This window comes from Wolbachia endosymbiont of Wiebesia pumilae, from assembly GCF_017869285.1.
Lineage (GTDB): Bacteria > Pseudomonadota > Alphaproteobacteria > Rickettsiales > Anaplasmataceae > Wolbachia > Wolbachia pipientis.
Window position 1 is genome coordinate 174,438 of sequence record NZ_CP054557.1, and the last position, 16,442, is coordinate 190,879.

The window sequence follows — 16,442 nt, forward strand, 5'->3', positions numbered from 1 at the left end:
AAGCATAAGCTTAATTAAAATGATACTATAATCAAATGATTAATCTACAGTAAAAAATGCCTTAGATGTATGGTCCCAGAGTGTGATGGTGTGGATTTAGTATAAATAATTCTGGAGACTGTGTCCACTGATAACATATAAATTCATAAGGAGTAAGACCCTTAAGAGTTTTGAGTCTCTTTGCATAATTATAAGCCATAACAAAGTTATAAAGGTGTTCTTTAAGTTGCTGGTGCGATTGATAGTAATACTTCTTAACTGTAGCATCCTTTAAAGTTTTATTCATACGCTCGACTTGCCCATTCGTCCAAGGATGGCTAACTTTTGTCAAACGATGTTCAATAACATTCCCTTCGCAAACTCTATCAAATATATGTTGGAAAGCATACTTATGACGCTTCTGGTTTGTAAATTGTATACCGTTATCTGTCAAAATAGTATGGATTTTATACGGTAAAATTCTAATCAAATTACGTAAGAACTCAGCAGCTATGGGTTTTGTAGCACTGTTACGCAACTCAACATAGGTAAATTTGGATGTCCTATCAATAGCAACAAACAAATGTAATTTGCCCTCCTCAGTTCTAACTTCAGCAATATCAATATGAAAGTAACCGATAGGATATTGTTTGAATTTCTTTTTTGACTTAACTTCTCCATCAACAGTTGGTAATCTGCTAATGTTGTGTCTTTGTAAACAACGATGCAAGCTAGAGCGAGTCAAATGCGGAATTGTAGACTGCAGAGCGTAAAGGCAATCATCTAGTGGCAGTAGTGTATACTTGCGAAATGTAACTATTATAGCTTCCTCTTCTAGCGTTAAAACAGTCGATCTTGGACGCTTTGGACCCATATCAGCATCTTTCGTAAATGAACGTTTTCTCCACTTAATAATAGTTTTTGGATTAAGGTTATAATGCTTGGAGAGTTTTGCTATGCTCTCTTTTCTATTTTGTATTGCTCTACGAATCGTCTGTGTTGTTTTGGCGCACCCATGCAATATTTGTCCCATAACTCCTCCTTTGATGGTATTTTTTTCTCATATTTTATCATACCATCACACTCTGGGACTGTACATCTTAGGATTTAATTTATAAAAAAACAATAGATTTTTTGTATCTGTTCAGGGGCATCGCAAATATTGAAGCAAAGTGGTCAGTGCTTACTGTACGAACATTGTGATTTGAGAGCAATCTCCGCTAGGGAGGATGTCATCCCAGTGCCCAGACACTGGGATCCAGAAAACTTAACTTTAAATCAGTGGCTGCATAATAAACTACACATTAAACCTAAAGTGCATTATATCGCCATCTTGCACGATATAATCTCTGCCTTCAAAGCGAATTTTTCCTGCGTCTTTGCAAGCTGATTCACTTCCATACTTTATGTAGTCTGCAAAGCTTATTGTCTCTGCTTTTATAAAGCCTTTCTCAAAATCAGTGTGGATTACACCTGCTGCTTTATCGGCTGTTGACCCTATTTTTACTGGCCATGCCCGTGCTTCTTTGGGGCCCACAGTAAAGAAAGTTATCATACTCAGCACTTCATACATAATACGCGCTACTCCATCAAGGCCTGATTCTTGTAAGCCAAATTCTGATAAAAAACTCTGTTTTTCCTCTTCACTATCAAGATTTGCAATATCTGCTTCGAGTTTTGCTGAAATGCAATAAAATTTGCTTTTATTTTCCTCCGCCATCCTCTCTACCTTTTTAGATAATTCATTGCCAGTTATAACATTTGTATCTTCAACATTGCAAACGTACATAACGGGCTTTGTTGTCAGCAATTGAAGCAACTTCATCTCATCTTCATTGATATTCTCCAAACTTCTTGCAGGTTTACCTAATTTTAAAGTAGCTAATACCTCTTGCATTAATTCAAGTTGTCTCTTTAGCTCTTTATCACCTTGCTTTGCTTTCTTTTCCAATTGAGGAAGCCTTTTTTCTATGCTATCAATATCAGCTAGGATTAATTCCATTTCTACCACTTCAGCATCTGATATTGGATCTATTTTACTGTGTATATGGCTGATATCGTCATCCGTAAAGCACCTGAGCAGATGAACGATGGCATCAACTTCTCTGATATGGCTTAAAAATTTATTGCCAAGCCCTTCGCCTTTGCTCGCACCCTTTACCAGACCTGCAATATCTACAACTTCTAATTGGTTGTAGATTACCTTCTCTGAGCCTGCAATTGCTGCGATTTGTTTCAAACGTTGATCTTTTATCGAAATCTTGCCTATATTTGGCTCGATTGTGCAAAAAGGATAATTTGCAGCTTCGGCTGCACTTGACTCTGTAAGCGCATTAAATAAGGTTGATTTTCCTATGTTTGGTAACCCAACTATACCGCAGTTAAAACTCATATTTGCTATGTAAAATTATAACTATTGCATAATTTAAAAATTTCTGCTATACTTAATTAGTCGCTTATTGACAATTTTGTTGGTATAGTAATATATAGCTTAAATTAAGGTAAAACTATGACTACAGCTAAGAAACGGAAACTACCAAGTGACTTTCATGATGTTGAGGTTGGAATAAAAAGGCCCAGGATCTCAGGGCAAGAAATAACTCTTTTAAATAGTAACCCTTACCCTGACAATTTCTATGTAGGACAAGCAATTGGTAATGGAAGCTGTTTTTTTGACTCGTTCAGGCAAAGTCTAGAACAACAGACAGGAGAGCAAGTTACTGCCGAAAAATTAAGAAATGATTGTAGGGAATTTGCGCAAAAGAATCCACCAAAGTGGTTTACAAATGCAATTGTCAATAGTCATGATAACAATGGCCAGCACCGTAGTGAAACTGTAGATGATTATACAGCAGACATTATGCGTAACAGTAGGTGGGGTGATCCTGACGTTGAAGGCAGAATACTTTGTGAAAAGTATAAGGTAAAGCTACATGTTATAGAGAACCAGACTGTTGATAACCAAGATCTGTCTTTGCATGAATTAATAGACAATTCAGGTTCAAAAAGTGCAGGTGAATACAATAAAGTTGATTATGATGATAGTAGTATTGTGCATATAATAAACAAAAGCGGATTGCATTTCGAACCATTGCTTGATAGAAATAAAAGTTTAGCAAAACAACTGCAAGAGGAAACCAAACTTAAACAAGAGCAAGAACAAGAAGATTTCCTATTAGCAAAAAAACTGCAGCTAGACGAGATCTTAGAATATTGTAACCTTTCAAAGGATATCTCTGAGAGAGCAGAGGTTGAAAAGGGATTTGATAAGTTATTGGCAGAAAATGCTGATGGAAAAATTGGTGATGTTGTAGAGCAGTGCGTTAGTGAGATAAAGCAGCGCATAGAGTGCTCTGAAGAGCAAAACCCTTCAAGTTTACCAAGATGTAGTATGGAGGAATCAAGAACAGAAAAAACATTTCATCAACAACAAATATCATAATTGGAAGTGTAAAATAAATCTTCATAGCCCTGTATATTTTTATATAGGGCTTTTGCAAGCATTTCATATAATATGAATTTGCAGTACGTACTAACCTAAATGCAAGTTGACCATGAGACTAGTTTAATTATTGATGCCATAGAGGAATTTGGTGGTGAGGCTAGGCTTGTCGGCGGGTGTGTGAGAGACTCAATTTTGCAGCGTGATGTCCACGACATCGATTTAGCTACTAATTTGCTTCCCAATCAAACGATTAAAGCGCTAAAACTCCGTAATATTAAAACTATTCCAACTGGCTTAAAACATGGAACTATCACTGCGGTTCTAAATCAAAGATCTTTTGAGATCACAACACTAAGGCATGATGTGAAATGTGATGGTAGGCATGCAAAAGTAGAATTTACCAATAATTGGCAAGCGGATGCTTCAAGGCGCGACTTTACATTTAATGCTCTGTATGCAGATAAGCATGGCCATATATATGACTACTTTGGTGGTATAGAGGACTTAAAAGCGCGAAGGTTAAACTTTATAGGCAACGCTGAAGATAGAATTAAAGAAGACTATCTACGTATTTTAAGAGCATTTCGTTTTCATGCAAAAATATGTGTCGGAGATTTGAGTGATGAAATACTAAACGTATGCAAAAAGCATTCGCATATGATTCAAAACCTCTCTGGAGAGAGAATAAGAGATGAAATACTTGAATTGCTGGAGTGCAATGATCCTTTTCCAACACTTAAGAGCATGCAAGAATCTGATGTTTTGCAAAAGATTATCCCAAAAGAAGTAAAATGCGAAATTCTGTCTTCGCCACTTCTTTTGGGCACTGATGCACTAGTAAAATTAGCGTTACTCCTTAGGACTACTAAAAAAAATGACAGGCTAAGTCTTGGAGAATATGTAAGCAAATTTTTACGTCTTTCAAACAAGCAAAAGAAAAAGCTGCTATTTTTACTATCCAACGATATCAAAACAGAACTCTCAGAAAAAGAGCAAAAAAAATACATATCTTTATTTGGTAGAGAATTATATTGTGATTTAGTGAAAATTTGTGGTGTTGAGTCTGGAGAAAATGTTGATGAATACATTTCATTTGCTAACACATTCAATATTCCAAAATTTCCTTTATCTGGCGATGATTTAATAAGTATAGGTCACCAGCCAGGAAAAAGTTTAGGTAGAAACTTGGAATTGCTAAAACAACATTGGGAAGATAGCTCCTACACTTTAACAAAAGAGGAGCTGGTGCTTTATGCTAAGAGCCTATTCTAACTGCTTTCTGACTGTTCAATGAATGTATGCTTGCAATATTAGGGGAACTCATAGAGGAATTAGGTATATGTTCTTTTTTAGCTTTTTCTGTTAATTGATATTCGTTTACTCCTCCTTGAGTTTGATTACACATTCCCTGATCTGGAGATAAAAATTTATCTCTTAGAACCTGTCTTGAAAGGAACTAAGCAGCTAATTTAGCAAGCATAATAGTAATCATATTAAAGGAGATATTAGTTTTTGAAGTAAGAGGAGAATGCTCATAATCCTTGCTCATACGTCTAAAATTGGAAAGCCAAGCAAAAGTTCTTTCAACAATCCACCGTTTAGGAATAACTTGAAATCCTACAGCATCAGCTGCTTTTTTAGTAATCGTCAATAAACATCCTGTTTTCAATAAACAGTAATTTTGCAATTTACCAATATATCCCTGATCAGCGAGAAACCTTTGTAGCGTTGAAGCTTTTCGTTTAGCTTGAGTAAAAAGATTTAGAGCACCATCACGATCTTGAATGCCTGCACTATGAACATCAGCTGTAATAATTAGGCCTATTGTATCCACAATGATGTGACGTTTTCTACCCTTTATTTTCTTGCCAGCATCATATCCTCTGGATCCCCTTTTTGAGTGGTTTTCACTGATTGACTGTCAATTATTCCTACCGAAGGTATTTCATTTTTGCCAACCATTTTTCTTACCTTTTTTACTAACATATCGTGTATTTCTTCCAATTTGCCACTATTACGCCACCTGAGAAAATAATCATACACCGTTTTCCATGGCGGAAAATCTTTTGGCAGCATTCTCCACTGGCAACCACCTTTCATTATGTATCTTATTGCATTAATAATTGTTCTAATATTGTGCTTTCTTGGCCGTCCTACTGCACCTTGTGCAACACTTGGCTCCAAAATTTCCCATTCTTTGTCACTTATATCACTTGGATACATTTTTACCTACTATTTTTTACTTATCTCATCATATTCTCTTTCTCATTTCTTTTCAAGACAGGCTCTTAGATGTACAGTCCCAGAGTGTGATGGTATGATAAAATATGAGAAAAAAATACCATCAAAGGAGGAGTTATGGGACAAATATTGCATGGGTGCGCCAAAACAACACAGACGATTCGTAGAGCAATACAAAATAGAAAAGAGAGCATAGCAAAACTCTCCAAGCATTATAACCTTAATCCAAAAACTATTATTAAGTGGAGAAAACGTTCATTTACGAAAGATGCTGATATGGGTCCAAAGCGTCCAAGATCGACTGTTTTAACGCTAGAAGAGGAAGCTATAATAGTTACATTTCGCAAGTATACACTACTGCCACTAGATGATTGCCTTTACGCTCTGCAGTCTACAATTCCGCATTTGACTCGCTCTAGCTTGCATCGTTGTTTACAAAGACACAACATTAGCAGATTACCAACTGTTGATGGAGAAGTTAAGTCAAAAAAGAAATTCAAACAATATCCTATCGGTTACTTTCATATTGATATTGCTGAAGTTAGAACTGAGGAGGGCAAATTACATTTGTTTGTTGCTATTGATAGGACATCCAAATTTACCTATGTTGAGTTGCGTAACAGTGCTACAAAACCCATAGCTGCTGAGTTCTTACGTAATTTGATTAGAATTTTACCGTATAAAATCCATACTATTTTGACAGATAACGGTATACAATTTACAAACCAGAAGCGTCATAAGTATGCTTTCCAACATATATTTGATAGAGTTTGCGAAGGGAATGTTATTGAACATCGTTTGACAAAAGTTAGCCATCCTTGGACGAATGGGCAAGTCGAGCGTATGAATAAAACTTTAAAGGATGCTACAGTTAAGAAGTATTACTATCAATCGCACCAGCAACTTAAAGAACACCTTTATAACTTTGTTATGGCTTATAATTATGCAAAGAGACTCAAAACTCTTAAGGGTCTTACTCCTTATGAATTTATATGTTATCAGTGGACACAGTCTCCAGAATTATTTATACTAAATCCACACCATCACACTCTGGGACCATACATCTTAGAACCTGTCTTGAAAGGAACTAAGCAGCTAATTTAGCAAGCATAATAGTAATCATATTAAAGGAGATATTAGTTTTTGAAGTAAGAGGAGAATGCTCATAATCCTTGCTCATACGTCTAAAATTGGAAAGCCAAGCAAAAGTTCTTTCAACAATCCACCGTTTAGGAATAACTTGAAATCCTACAGCATCAGCTGCTTTTTTAGTAATCGTCAATAAACATCCTGTTTTCAATAAACAGTAATTTTGCAATTTACCAATATATCCCTGATCAGCGAGAAACCTTTGTAGCGTTGAAGCTTTTCGTTTAGCTTGAGTAAAAAGATTTAGAGCACCATCACGATCTTGAATGCCTGCACTATGAACATCAGCTGTAATAATTAGGCCTATTGTATCCACAATGATGTGACGTTTTCTACCCTTTATTTTCTTGCCAGCATCATATCCTCTGGATCCCCTTTTTGAGTGGTTTTCACTGATTGACTGTCAATTATTCCTACCGAAGGTATTTCATTTTTGCCAACCATTTTTCTTACCTTTTTTACTAACATATCGTGTATTTCTTCCAATTTGCCACTATTACGCCACCTGAGAAAATAATCATACACCGTTTTCCATGGCGGAAAATCTTTTGGCAGCATTCTCCACTGGCAACCACCTTTCATTATGTATCTTATTGCATTAATAATTGTTCTAATATTGTGCTTTCTTGGCCGTCCTACTGCACCTTGTGCAACACTTGGCTCCAAAATTTCCCATTCTTTGTCACTTATATCACTTGGATACATTTTTACCTACTATTTTTTACTTATCTCATCATATTCTCTTTCTCATTTCTTTTCAAGACAGGCTCTTATGCTTAATGCCAGTTGTAACTCTTGAATCTTATTTGAAAAACATTTCATTTTAGCCTCTGTTAATTTTCCTGTAACAATTTCTTTAAGCAATTCTCCTGAGTCGTTATTATTATTATTCTTGCTATTAAAGCTGTGCAAGATAGAGTCTACAATCTTATTTACCCCTTCTTGTTTGTTAAATTCTAATTTTTTTACGCATTTTCTAACAGAAGGTGACAACTTGGCTTTTAACGTGTCATCTCGTAGTTCTTTACCCATATTTTTTCCAATGTTACAATGTTCGTTGACAACTTCTTTAACCTTAGCTTCTATGATCTCCCTTGCGGATTGTTTCAAATTACTTTCTAATAATTCAAGCAGCTTACTGCTTTCAAATTTGCCATCATCTTGATTTGATAGAGACTTTATAGTTTCATTAAGCACGTTATGGCAAAAGTGTTTCTTTTCAAATTCAGAAAAACTTTTTTTCAACTCTTTATTTTTATCAGATAAAAATTTATCGCAATTCTCATTCCCACGAAGCTTAGATAAACCCTCTCCAATTGTTGTTTAGATTCTTGAACACTTTGTAATTGCTTCCCCAAGTTCTCCATTTCACCCAATTGAGCAGTCAATGTATTCACACTTAATCGTAGAGCTTTGTTTTCATGACCTAAGTCACTGACTTTATTTTCTAATTCAGTATTTTTGTCTTTAGCCTGACACAATTTATCAGTCTGTGATTTAAGTAAAGCCACTAATTTGCTAGCTTGCCATTGTTGATTCAATTCAATTAATTTATCCTCCTTGTCCTTTAACCTACTCTTAAGTTCTATTATTTGTGCTTGCAGACTTTCATTAGACCTCTTTCGAAACTCATATAGACAGCTCAAAATTGTGAATTCCTGCTATAAAATTGAATCTTAAGCCAAAACGTTTTCTCCGATTGCGGTATCTGTCTGCAATAATTTTGAATCTTTTTAACAGACCAATTACATTCTCAACTACTACTCTTTTGCTTGCTAGCTCCCGATTTTCTACCTTTTTTTCCTTAATTAAGGGACTCTTTTTCATCCTTCTGTGTGGCAACTCGACATTTTTGTGAATTTTCTGAAAACCTCTATAGCCAGCATCGGCTAAAACTTTTATACCTTCTGATACATGCACTTTTGACTCCTTGAAAAGCCGAAAGTCATGCTTTCTCCCGTTTGAAAATGACGTACAAATAATTTTCTTGCTCTTCTTTTCTGCAATTATTTGGGTTTTTAGCGTATGTTTTTTCTTCTTTCCTGAATAAAATCTTTTCTGCTTTTTTTTGGTCTCTCTACAGGTGTTTCCGTTGCATCAATCACCAGAATCTTATATTCCACGTCGCTTTTTAGGAGTTCTTTTCGTCCTGGCAATGCGAAATCTGGGTGTTGTATTAGAGTATCCTCTACCCATTTTACAGTTTTATATGCCGTACTTTCACTTACTCCATAACTTTGACTTATGTGAAAATATGTACGGTATTCTCGTAAGTATTCTAATACCATGAGCAGCATATTCTCCTCGTTTAGCTTATTTTTCCTTCCTCCTTTGGCTTTCTTTTTTTTATTCTCTTCACATAAAATCCCTACCATTTTGTTAAATGTTGATCTCTTTACTCCTGTTAGTCGACGAAACTCCCCTTTATCGAGCTCTTTCACTATTTCATACTTCATTTCTCCTTACCTCAAAATTACTATTTTTACTACTTTATCCTAGTTTCGAAAGAAGTCTATTATCTTTCCTAGTAGCTTCAATTTCTTCTCCTTGCTCTCTTATTATCATGTATTGATCAAATATAGTTTTCTGTTGTTCATCAACTTTATCCTGCATTGCTTTTTTATCTTGTTTGTATTTGGTTAGTTCCTCTTCTCGTTCGCCTGCATCTTCTGTAAGTCCCTTATAACTCTTTTCAAGTCCTTCAATTGCAGATCGTAATTCTCTATTTTCTTCTTTTAAGGAAGCATTTTGTAAACGTTCAAGTTCTAATTCCTGATTTATGCCCTCCAGCTGTTCTTCTAATGCTTCATCATCTTCCTCTGTTATCAATGCTACTCCATCAGTCTGAACCCCTCCATCTTTGTTTATCACTACACTTTGGCTCTCTTTCTCTACAACTTCAGGTTTTAAGTCAACTTGAACACTTCCATCTATTGTCTTAAAAGCATCAGTTTGAACTTCATTGTTTGCAGTAGTTTTATCGTAGTACAAAATATTTTCTGCCCATCTATTCCATCTCTTGGGCAATATTCGTCCAATCGTTTTTAGATATAACCAAGCAAATACAGTAGACCAGCTGTATTTTTTTTCCTTTCGCTTAATATTAATTTCATAATTAACCTTATTATTAATATTTAGCATAAAATTACCTTATTTTTTAACTTTAATTTACAGAAAATTTTAATAGTAATAAAGTTATATATATTAGTATAAATGTTAAACAAATACTAACACAGGTGTCAAATTATGGTAAAGTCTTTGCCCGCCTAATACACTTTAAGCAGAAATGTACATGTCTGCAAGTACAGCATTTGCTTTTTCCATCGCTCTTGCTAACACTTCCTGTTCATTGTTCTGATTTTTCACATTGATTACCTGAGCAGCCAAGTTTGCAGGAAAAGTGACCAAACTGACTTCCCATAATTCCACTTGTTTTAACACTCTAGCTCCACTTTTATGATCAACATCATACTCTATAGGTATATAGCCGATGGAAAGTCCGTTAATTGCCCCAGTTTTGAGCATCAAATACACTTCTTCTGCTTTCTGAATACCCAAAAGTAAATGTGCGGTTATATACAGGCCAACATCATTTTCATAAATATCTATGATACTACCTATAGGTTCGTCAGGATTATGCTGCCAAAGGAGTTTTATTTTATTTCTGTTTAAATTTTCCTTAAATGCTCCGGGCAATATCAGATCATTTTGTTTATCAACTATGTTAAAAACGCTCGCATAACCAGAAAATACACCGTTTTCTCCTATACTTTTTATTGACAATGGTGAATAGAGAAATTTCTTATTCATAAAGCCTCCTGTAGTATTGGGAATTTTGTTTCGCAATGCACTGCGATATAATTCTATTATATGCAGTGCTCTAAAAGGGGGAAGCACTTTTCTTAGTTACTAAAAACGCTAAATTGTAATATGGTACAATGTTACAACGATGTCATGAAAGTAGCTGAAACTGGTTCCTTTATGACGGCAGTACCTTCTCCTGTCATCCGAGTAGCCTCCTTTTTTTGTCATCCCAGTGCTTGACACTGGGATGGCTTTGTTGCATCGCTACTTATGAAAGGCTAACTATAGTTAGGATCATAAGCAACCTATTGAAAATCTTGTTTTTTTGCAATCAATCTGATCAAATTTAAGAATAGTAATTTGTTATTTATATTAATAAATTTAATTCTATTGAAAATAGCTAAAGCATTGAAATTCTTGAATTTTAGCCGGATTGGTAAATGGTAGTGAAATTTCTTTTACTCAAATTTAGGTATTCATTGACCGTTCTTGTTATAAATACCAGAATAATAAGCTACTGATATTCCCTATCTTTTTTATCTTTAATCCATCATAGCTAGCGATGCAACAAAGCCCACTGGGATCCAGAAGACTTAATTTCAACCAAGTGGCTGCATAATAAAGGCTGGATTCCAGTGTCAAGCACTGGAATGACATCACAGGGGCATTGACCTCTCTTGGGCTCTTTTAGCTATAAACATTAAGAAATTTACCAAATGAAAAAAAAGGCAAAAGAAGCCCTGGGGTTATTATCTGCTTTAAAATATTGGCGTTTTTTATGTTTTAAACGTTTGACAAGCAAGATTTAGCTGTTTTTAATTGCAACTAACCTACGCTGCAAATGTTTAAGAAATTTACCAAGCAGAAAAAAAGACAAAGAATCCCCGAGTTAGCTAGTCTTTTACTATCTCTGTCAAGTATTGGCATTTTTTGATGTCTTGTAACGCTTTATAAGCGCGTTCAGCTTATTTAGATAAAAATCTAGATGTAGATGAAGTTTTGTAAAGACATACAGTATCTATATACTGCAAAAAATTAAACATAAGACGCCGATACATTAAGTAATCCTTACCTTTTAATCTGCAGATTGGCGAAAGCAAATACAATAGCTTCAGTTTCATGATAAGGGGGCTGGCGGAGTTTGTCAAGCAAGTTTTTAGCCCTGTCTCCTTGCTATAATGTTCATATCGATAGAAAAGCAAAAGAATAGAATGAAATATCAAGTGATATCCTCTATAATTAAATTTTTTGAATGAAGAGATGACGGTTCGCGTAGGAATTAATGGTCTGGGTAGAATAGGCAGAAGTGTATTGCGTGCTATTTATGAAATAGAAAAGTATAGTGAGCAAATAGAAGTTGTAGCTATCAATGGATCGCTCGGTGCTGAGCAGCATGCACATTTGATTAAATATGATTCTGTTCATGGCAAATTCAGTGGTGATATTGATTTTAATGAGTCTCAAAATTGGATTTCTATAAATGGCAAAAAGTTTTCTTTATATAGAGAACGGAATCCTGAAAATATTCCTTGGAATGTTGATGTAATACTTGAATGTACTGGTGCATTCAATAAACGTGAAGAAGCAATAAGGCACAATGCAGAGAAAGTAATTGTCTCTGCTCCAGTTCCGGATGCTGATGTCACTATAGTTTATGGTGTGAATGACGATATGCTCGAAAAAGAGCATAAAGTGATATCAGCAGGTTCTTGCACTACAAATTGCCTTGCTCCGATTGTGAAAGTCCTACACTCCAGTTTAGGTATAAAAAGCGGTTTTATGACTACTATACATGCCTACACGAATGATCAAAATGTTCTTGATGGTAATCATAAAGATTTGCGTAGAGCAAGGGCTTGTGGATTATCTATGGTGCCAACTACAACCGGGGCAGCAAAAACAATTGGTTCTATAATTCCTGAATTAAAGGGCAAGCTAGATGGCACTGCCGTCAGAGTTCCGGTTAGCAATGTTTCTATGGTTGATTTTACATTTACGACTGATAAGAAAGCGACCGTTAAAGAAATCAATGAAATGTTTAAGGATGCAGCTCTCTCGTCTACGTCATTCCAGCGCGTAACGCTGGAATCTAATCCAGTGTCAGCTACTCGGATGACATCAGAGGGTACTAGGATGACAGAGGGTTATCCAATGTCAAATGTACTTTCTATATGCGAGGAACCTTTAGTCTCAATAGATTTTGTGCATAACCCTTATAGTGCAATTGTGGATTTAACTGGTACATATGTTACAGGTGATATATGCAGGGTTGCAGCGTGGTATGACAATGAGTGGGCTTTTTCGCTGAGAATGTTAGACATAGCATTATTGAGCTATAGTAAAGTATGAACTGGAACTCAAACAAATACGCCTCATTTTATGAGCACTTTGCGGAACTCAGAAAAAGAGTTATCTTTTGCTTTCTATTTTTTTGCGTTGCTTTTGGTTTTTGTTACTACTTTAAGGAAAATATATACCGTTTTTTACTTGCACCTTTAATAGAAGCAACAAAAGGTAGCAAAGGTTTTTCTTTGATTTACACAGACTTAACAGAGGCATTTTTTGTATATCTTAGGGTTGCTGTAATGAGTGCACTTTTGCTCTCTTTTCCTGTGTTTGCATGGCAATTCTATATGTTCTTAGCACCTGGGTTATATAAAAGTGAAAGGGCAGTGTTGTTGCCATACTTAATTGCAACACCGGTTTTATTTGTAACGGGAGCTACTGTAGTCTATTACTATATATTTCCTTTAGCCTGGAAGTTTTTTATCAACTTCGAACACAGTGGTAAATCCTTCGATATACCGATAGAGTTTATGCCATCAGTTAGCGAATATTTAGACCTCGTTCTCCAATTTATGTTTGCTTTTGGCACTGCATTTCAAATTCCAGTAATACTCACATTAATGGTGAGAGTAGGGTTACTCACTACACAAAGTTTGTCAAATAAACGCAGAATCGCGATAGTGGTAATTTTTATTATCGCTGCAATCTTAACTCCACCTGATGTATTAAGCCAAGTAGGGCTTGCAATACCTATGCTGATTCTATATGAATTGTCCATTCTGATATGTAGGTATATTGAAAAAAAGAAGACAAAGATTTAAACAAAGAAATCCCTCTTATCTCCTTTATATCACATTTTTAACTTACAACATTCTTATTCAGGACTTAAATATGGAAATGTTTCATAAATTGATTGTAATACTTTGTTAAGTTCAGCCTTACTTTTGATGATCAATAATACTGTATCATCACCTGCTATAGTTCCTATAATTCCTATGTTTTTGCTATTATTTAATGAATAAATAACATACTTCTGATCTAGAAAGTAAGCTAGGCTGCTAGCTTGTCCTGGTTGAGTGTGTAGTACTATTAAACCAAAATCCGAAATTTGCATATTAAGTATTAATGGTAATCGATATTGGTTGATGTCAATTACTTTATACATACCAGCAACTTTGGCAATTTTAAGTTTTTTTAATTTTCTTGATAAAGTAGCCTGAGGAATGTTGTGCCCTCTTTCTTTAAGCAAGGTCTGTAAATCGCTCTGCTCTAAAATTTCGTGATTTTGAATAATATTTAAAATATGTTCACCTAGTGTGTTGTCATGCATTATGCATTTTCCTCATATTGAATATGTAATAAGTATATTTGAAATTATATTCATTATTTCTTGACTATTCAATTTTTAATGTCTATATTCATAAGATGAATAAAATATGAATATAAATTAGTAATATGAAAAAATATATTTTAAATGCTATTATAGTGATAAGTATTCTATTAACAGGATGCAAGGAAAATAAACACGATAATATCATTAGATTTGCAATTTCTGCAGATTATCCACCTTTTGAATATTATGAAAATGGTAAATTTACTGGCTTTGACATTGAGCTTGCTCAATTAGTAGCAAAAGAGTTAGGTAAAGAAGCGATATTTAAAGATATGCAGTTTAGTGCTATATTTGCAGCATTGCAAAGTAATTCTGTAGATGCTGCTATATCTACTATTGGTAGCACAGAAGAGCGTGAAAAAAATTTTGATTTTTCAAATAGTTATTATACAGGGGAATTTGGTATTCTATATCACAAAAATAAACCCATAGCCGGTATAAACAACTTAACTCACAAGAAGATAGCCGTTCAACTAGGAACTGTCATGGAAATTTGGCTAAAAGAGCATGTTCCTACAACAGCTCAAATTATTGCTATAGACAATAATAATCAAGCTGTAGAAACATTAAAGTCTGGTCATGTTGATGGCGTCCTAATTGATGAATTCCAAGGTAAAGTATTTAGCAAAAAAAATCCTGGTCTATCATGGTCAGCCACTGCCAAGTTAGATGGTGGTTATGTTATTGCTGTGAATAAAGGATCTGCTTTAAAGGATAAAATAAACGAGGCATTAAAAAGTTTAGAAAGTAAAGGTGTAATACAAAAAATAGCAGAAAAATGGCTAGGAGATAACTGATGCAGGAATTAATTTCTAATTTCTTGTTTGTTGGAACAGGCCTTGCCTTTACTTTAAAATTATTGATTGGAGGACTGCTTTTAGGTGTGAGTCTAGGGGGATTATTGTCAGTACTCAGATATAATAAGATCTGTATTCCATTAATTAATGGAATTATATCTGTAATACGTGGCACCCCCCTTATATTACAGTTAAGTGTTGTTTATTTTATGACCCCAACCATTGCAGGAATTAAATTAAACATATTTAGTGCTGGCATTATAGCATTTGGTCTAAATAGCTGTGCTTATATTGCTGAGATTTTACGAGCTGGTATTGAAACTATATCAAAAAACCAGTTTGAAGCAGCTAAAACTTTACAAATACCTAGTTTCTATATGTGGAGAGATATTATATTACCACAAGTTATTAAAAATATTCTTCCTGCAATGATAAATGAGATCATTGCACTCCTTAAAGAAACGGCATTAATCTCTACTATTGGTGGTGTTGATATTATGCGCTCTGCGCAAATGCTTGCAGCAGAACAATTTACTTATTTTATACCACTTTGTCTTGCTGGGGCTTATTATTACGCTCTTGTATTACTAATTGAATATATAGGCAAAAAGATTGAACAGAAAGGTATATATGATAAAAATGCATAATGTTTGTAAATTATTTAATAATATTCCAGTACTTAATAATATTAACCTGATTATAGAGCAATCTATAGTTGGTCTTGCTGGTCCTTCTGGTAGTGGTAAATCAACATTGTTACGTTGTATACAAAAACTCGAGGTTTTAGATTCTGGTAGCATTGAATGCAATGATAGTACTGGTTTTGTATTTCAGGATTTTCAACTTTTCTCACATATGACTGTCTGGGAAAATCTTACATATGCTCCCAAACTTAAAAACAAAACTCAGGATCAAAGTGATTCACTACTTGAGTCTTTGGGTATTGCCTCTAAAAAAAATGATTACCCTAGTAATCTATCCGGTGGGCAAAAACAGCGGGTTGCGCTTGCCAGAAGCTTAATGATGAATCCAAGGATTCTATTATGCGATGAGCCAACGTCTGGTTTAGATGTAGCAACAATAGTCGACGTTGTGGAACTATTACAATCAGTTAGAGATATGGGTATTACTATGATTATCGCTTCTCACAATTTGGATTTTTTAACAAAAATATCAGATCGGATTATTCTGTTAAAAAACGGAAAAATAATTGTAGATATCAATCCTAAAGAAATTGATGAACCAACAAACTATTTAAAAAATAATTATTAAAAGAGAATCACTCATATCATACTGAGAGCTATAACAGATTTTAGCATCGAAAATTACATAATATACATTATGGAAA

The 16,442-nt window shown here is 34.6% G+C and carries 19 protein-coding genes and 1 pseudogene; 10 read left to right on the forward strand and 10 right to left on the reverse strand.

The features are described from left to right. Window positions 1-61: 61 nt before the first annotated feature. Entirely contained in the window at window positions 62-1,012 is a 951-nt protein-coding gene (locus tag HUB92_RS00845) for an IS481 family transposase (protein WP_209472420.1), read from the reverse strand. A gap of 264 nt (window positions 1,013-1,276) precedes the next feature. Further along, on the reverse strand, window positions 1,277-2,371 hold the full coding sequence (gene ychF / locus HUB92_RS00855; protein ID WP_010962597.1) for a redox-regulated ATPase YchF: 1,095 nt from the start codon (window positions 2,369-2,371) through the stop codon (window positions 1,277-1,279). Window positions 2,372-2,488: 117 nt separating this feature from the next. Between ychF and HUB92_RS00860 the strand changes: the two genes are divergently transcribed. Both HUB92_RS00860 and HUB92_RS00865 read left to right on the forward strand, forming a co-directional pair. Continuing rightward, on the forward strand, window positions 2,489-3,421 hold the full coding sequence (locus HUB92_RS00860; protein WP_209472929.1) for an OTU domain-containing protein: 933 nt from the start codon (window positions 2,489-2,491) through the stop codon (window positions 3,419-3,421). A gap of 99 nt (window positions 3,422-3,520) precedes the next feature. After that, window positions 3,521-4,696 carry a CCA tRNA nucleotidyltransferase gene (locus tag HUB92_RS00865; RefSeq protein ID WP_209472931.1) on the forward strand — a complete coding sequence of 392 codons (1,176 nt, stop codon included), beginning with the start codon at window positions 3,521-3,523 and terminating at the stop codon, window positions 4,694-4,696. Between the two features lie 184 nt (window positions 4,697-4,880). Here HUB92_RS00865 and HUB92_RS00870 read toward each other — a convergent pair. Next, window positions 4,881-5,647, reverse strand: a protein-coding gene (locus tag HUB92_RS00870) for an IS5 family transposase (RefSeq protein ID WP_410543339.1) whose coding sequence is annotated in 2 segments (ribosomal slippage) — window positions 4,881-5,320 and window positions 5,320-5,647 — 768 coding nt in all. Because the reading frame shifts where the segments join, the coding sequence is not laid out codon by codon here. Between HUB92_RS00870 and HUB92_RS00875 the strand changes: the two genes are divergently transcribed. Continuing rightward, window positions 5,622-5,861 carry a hypothetical protein gene (locus tag HUB92_RS00875; protein ID WP_209472933.1) on the forward strand — a complete coding sequence of 80 codons (240 nt, stop codon included), beginning with the start codon at window positions 5,622-5,624 and terminating at the stop codon, window positions 5,859-5,861. The genes HUB92_RS00870 and HUB92_RS00875 overlap by 26 nt on opposite strands. Next, on the forward strand, window positions 5,783-6,769 hold the full coding sequence (locus tag HUB92_RS00880) for an IS481 family transposase (RefSeq protein WP_209472935.1): 987 nt from the start codon (window positions 5,783-5,785) through the stop codon (window positions 6,767-6,769). The genes HUB92_RS00875 and HUB92_RS00880 overlap by 79 nt, the downstream gene beginning before the upstream one ends. Here the strand turns inward: HUB92_RS00880 and HUB92_RS00885 are convergent. From HUB92_RS00885 to HUB92_RS00910, 6 genes are all read right to left on the reverse strand, one after another. Beyond that, window positions 6,753-7,519, reverse strand: a protein-coding gene (locus tag HUB92_RS00885; RefSeq protein ID WP_410543339.1) for an IS5 family transposase whose coding sequence is annotated in 2 segments (ribosomal slippage) — window positions 6,753-7,192 and window positions 7,192-7,519 — 768 coding nt in all. Because the reading frame shifts where the segments join, the coding sequence is not laid out codon by codon here. The genes HUB92_RS00880 and HUB92_RS00885 overlap by 17 nt on opposite strands. Window positions 7,520-7,561: 42 nt before the next feature. Beyond that, window positions 7,562-8,011, reverse strand: coding sequence for a hypothetical protein (locus HUB92_RS00890; protein ID WP_209472937.1), 450 nt, complete (start codon window positions 8,009-8,011; stop codon window positions 7,562-7,564). A 44-nt stretch (window positions 8,012-8,055) separates the two neighbouring features. Further along, window positions 8,056-8,460, reverse strand: a complete 405-nt coding sequence (locus HUB92_RS00895) for a hypothetical protein (protein ID WP_209472939.1) — start codon at window positions 8,458-8,460, stop codon at window positions 8,056-8,058. Then, a protein-coding gene (locus tag HUB92_RS00900; protein WP_209472530.1) for an IS5 family transposase occupies window positions 8,444-9,270 on the reverse strand; the annotation gives its coding sequence in 2 pieces (ribosomal slippage) (window positions 8,444-8,883 and window positions 8,883-9,270; 828 coding nt in all). Before HUB92_RS00900 ends, HUB92_RS00895 begins: the two co-directional genes overlap by 17 nt. A gap of 34 nt (window positions 9,271-9,304) precedes the next feature. Beyond that, complete coding sequence (locus HUB92_RS00905; protein ID WP_209472941.1) at window positions 9,305-9,955, reverse strand: hypothetical protein; 651 nt, start codon at window positions 9,953-9,955, stop codon at window positions 9,305-9,307. A gap of 135 nt (window positions 9,956-10,090) precedes the next feature. Next, the gene (locus HUB92_RS00910; RefSeq protein WP_209472943.1) at window positions 10,091-10,624 is read right to left on the reverse strand and encodes an HK97 family phage prohead protease; all 534 of its coding nucleotides are present in this window, start codon (window positions 10,622-10,624) and stop codon (window positions 10,091-10,093) included. A gap of 569 nt (window positions 10,625-11,193) precedes the next feature. Here HUB92_RS00910 and HUB92_RS07215 point away from each other — a divergent pair. The 3 genes and pseudogenes from HUB92_RS07215 to tatC all read left to right on the forward strand — a co-directional run. After that, window positions 11,194-11,274 (forward strand): annotated as a pseudogene (locus HUB92_RS07215) (WPE palindromic element domain-containing protein); the annotation flags it as partial. A gap of 604 nt (window positions 11,275-11,878) precedes the next feature. After that, entirely contained in the window at window positions 11,879-12,967 is a 1,089-nt protein-coding gene (locus tag HUB92_RS00920) for a type I glyceraldehyde-3-phosphate dehydrogenase (protein ID WP_209472945.1), read from the forward strand. Further along, window positions 12,964-13,725 carry a twin-arginine translocase subunit TatC gene (gene tatC, locus HUB92_RS00925; protein WP_182320250.1) on the forward strand — a complete coding sequence of 254 codons (762 nt, stop codon included), beginning with the start codon at window positions 12,964-12,966 and terminating at the stop codon, window positions 13,723-13,725. Before HUB92_RS00920 ends, tatC begins: the two co-directional genes overlap by 4 nt. Before the next feature lie 53 nt (window positions 13,726-13,778). Here the strand turns inward: tatC and HUB92_RS00930 are convergent, their stop codons facing one another. Continuing rightward, window positions 13,779-14,234 carry an arginine repressor gene (locus HUB92_RS00930; protein WP_010081874.1) on the reverse strand — a complete coding sequence of 152 codons (456 nt, stop codon included), beginning with the start codon at window positions 14,232-14,234 and terminating at the stop codon, window positions 13,779-13,781. Between the two features lie 125 nt (window positions 14,235-14,359). On the opposite strand from HUB92_RS00930, the gene HUB92_RS00935 reads away from it, so the two are divergent. From HUB92_RS00935 to HUB92_RS00945, 3 genes are read left to right on the forward strand one after another with little or no spacing between them, the layout of a single operon-like run. Next, window positions 14,360-15,094 (forward strand): ABC transporter substrate-binding protein, encoded by a 735-nt coding sequence (locus HUB92_RS00935; protein ID WP_038198776.1) that lies wholly within the window; start codon window positions 14,360-14,362, stop codon window positions 15,092-15,094. Next, window positions 15,094-15,741 carry an amino acid ABC transporter permease gene (locus HUB92_RS00940; protein WP_022626279.1) on the forward strand — a complete coding sequence of 216 codons (648 nt, stop codon included), beginning with the start codon at window positions 15,094-15,096 and terminating at the stop codon, window positions 15,739-15,741. Before HUB92_RS00935 ends, HUB92_RS00940 begins: the two co-directional genes overlap by 1 nt. After that, a complete protein-coding gene (locus HUB92_RS00945) occupies window positions 15,725-16,366 on the forward strand; it encodes an amino acid ABC transporter ATP-binding protein (protein WP_209472947.1) in 642 nt (213 codons plus the stop codon). The genes HUB92_RS00940 and HUB92_RS00945 overlap by 17 nt, the downstream gene beginning before the upstream one ends. The last annotated feature ends 76 nt before the right edge of the window (window positions 16,367-16,442 follow it).

Excerpts from the sequence above, each read along its gene's own strand:
- HUB92_RS00845 (WP_209472420.1), bottom strand. The coding sequence starts at position 1,012 with ATGGGACAAATATTGCATGGGTGCGCCAAAACAACACAGACGATTCGT.
- ychF (WP_010962597.1), bottom strand. The coding sequence starts at position 2,371 with ATGAGTTTTAACTGCGGTATAGTTGGGTTACCAAACATAGGAAAATCA.
- HUB92_RS00860 (WP_209472929.1), top strand. The coding sequence starts at position 2,489 with ATGACTACAGCTAAGAAACGGAAACTACCAAGTGACTTTCATGATGTT.
- HUB92_RS00865 (WP_209472931.1), top strand. The coding sequence starts at position 3,521 with ATGCAAGTTGACCATGAGACTAGTTTAATTATTGATGCCATAGAGGAA.
- HUB92_RS00880 (WP_209472935.1), top strand. The coding sequence starts at position 5,783 with ATGGGACAAATATTGCATGGGTGCGCCAAAACAACACAGACGATTCGT.
- HUB92_RS00905 (WP_209472941.1), bottom strand. The coding sequence starts at position 9,955 with ATGCTAAATATTAATAATAAGGTTAATTATGAAATTAATATTAAGCGA.
- HUB92_RS00910 (WP_209472943.1), bottom strand. The coding sequence starts at position 10,624 with ATGAATAAGAAATTTCTCTATTCACCATTGTCAATAAAAAGTATAGGA.
- HUB92_RS00920 (WP_209472945.1), top strand. The coding sequence starts at position 11,879 with ATGACGGTTCGCGTAGGAATTAATGGTCTGGGTAGAATAGGCAGAAGT.
- tatC (WP_182320250.1), top strand. The coding sequence starts at position 12,964 with ATGAACTGGAACTCAAACAAATACGCCTCATTTTATGAGCACTTTGCG.
- HUB92_RS00930 (WP_010081874.1), bottom strand. The coding sequence starts at position 14,234 with ATGCATGACAACACACTAGGTGAACATATTTTAAATATTATTCAAAAT.
- HUB92_RS00935 (WP_038198776.1), top strand. The coding sequence starts at position 14,360 with ATGAAAAAATATATTTTAAATGCTATTATAGTGATAAGTATTCTATTA.
- HUB92_RS00940 (WP_022626279.1), top strand. The coding sequence starts at position 15,094 with ATGCAGGAATTAATTTCTAATTTCTTGTTTGTTGGAACAGGCCTTGCC.
- HUB92_RS00945 (WP_209472947.1), top strand. The coding sequence starts at position 15,725 with ATGATAAAAATGCATAATGTTTGTAAATTATTTAATAATATTCCAGTA.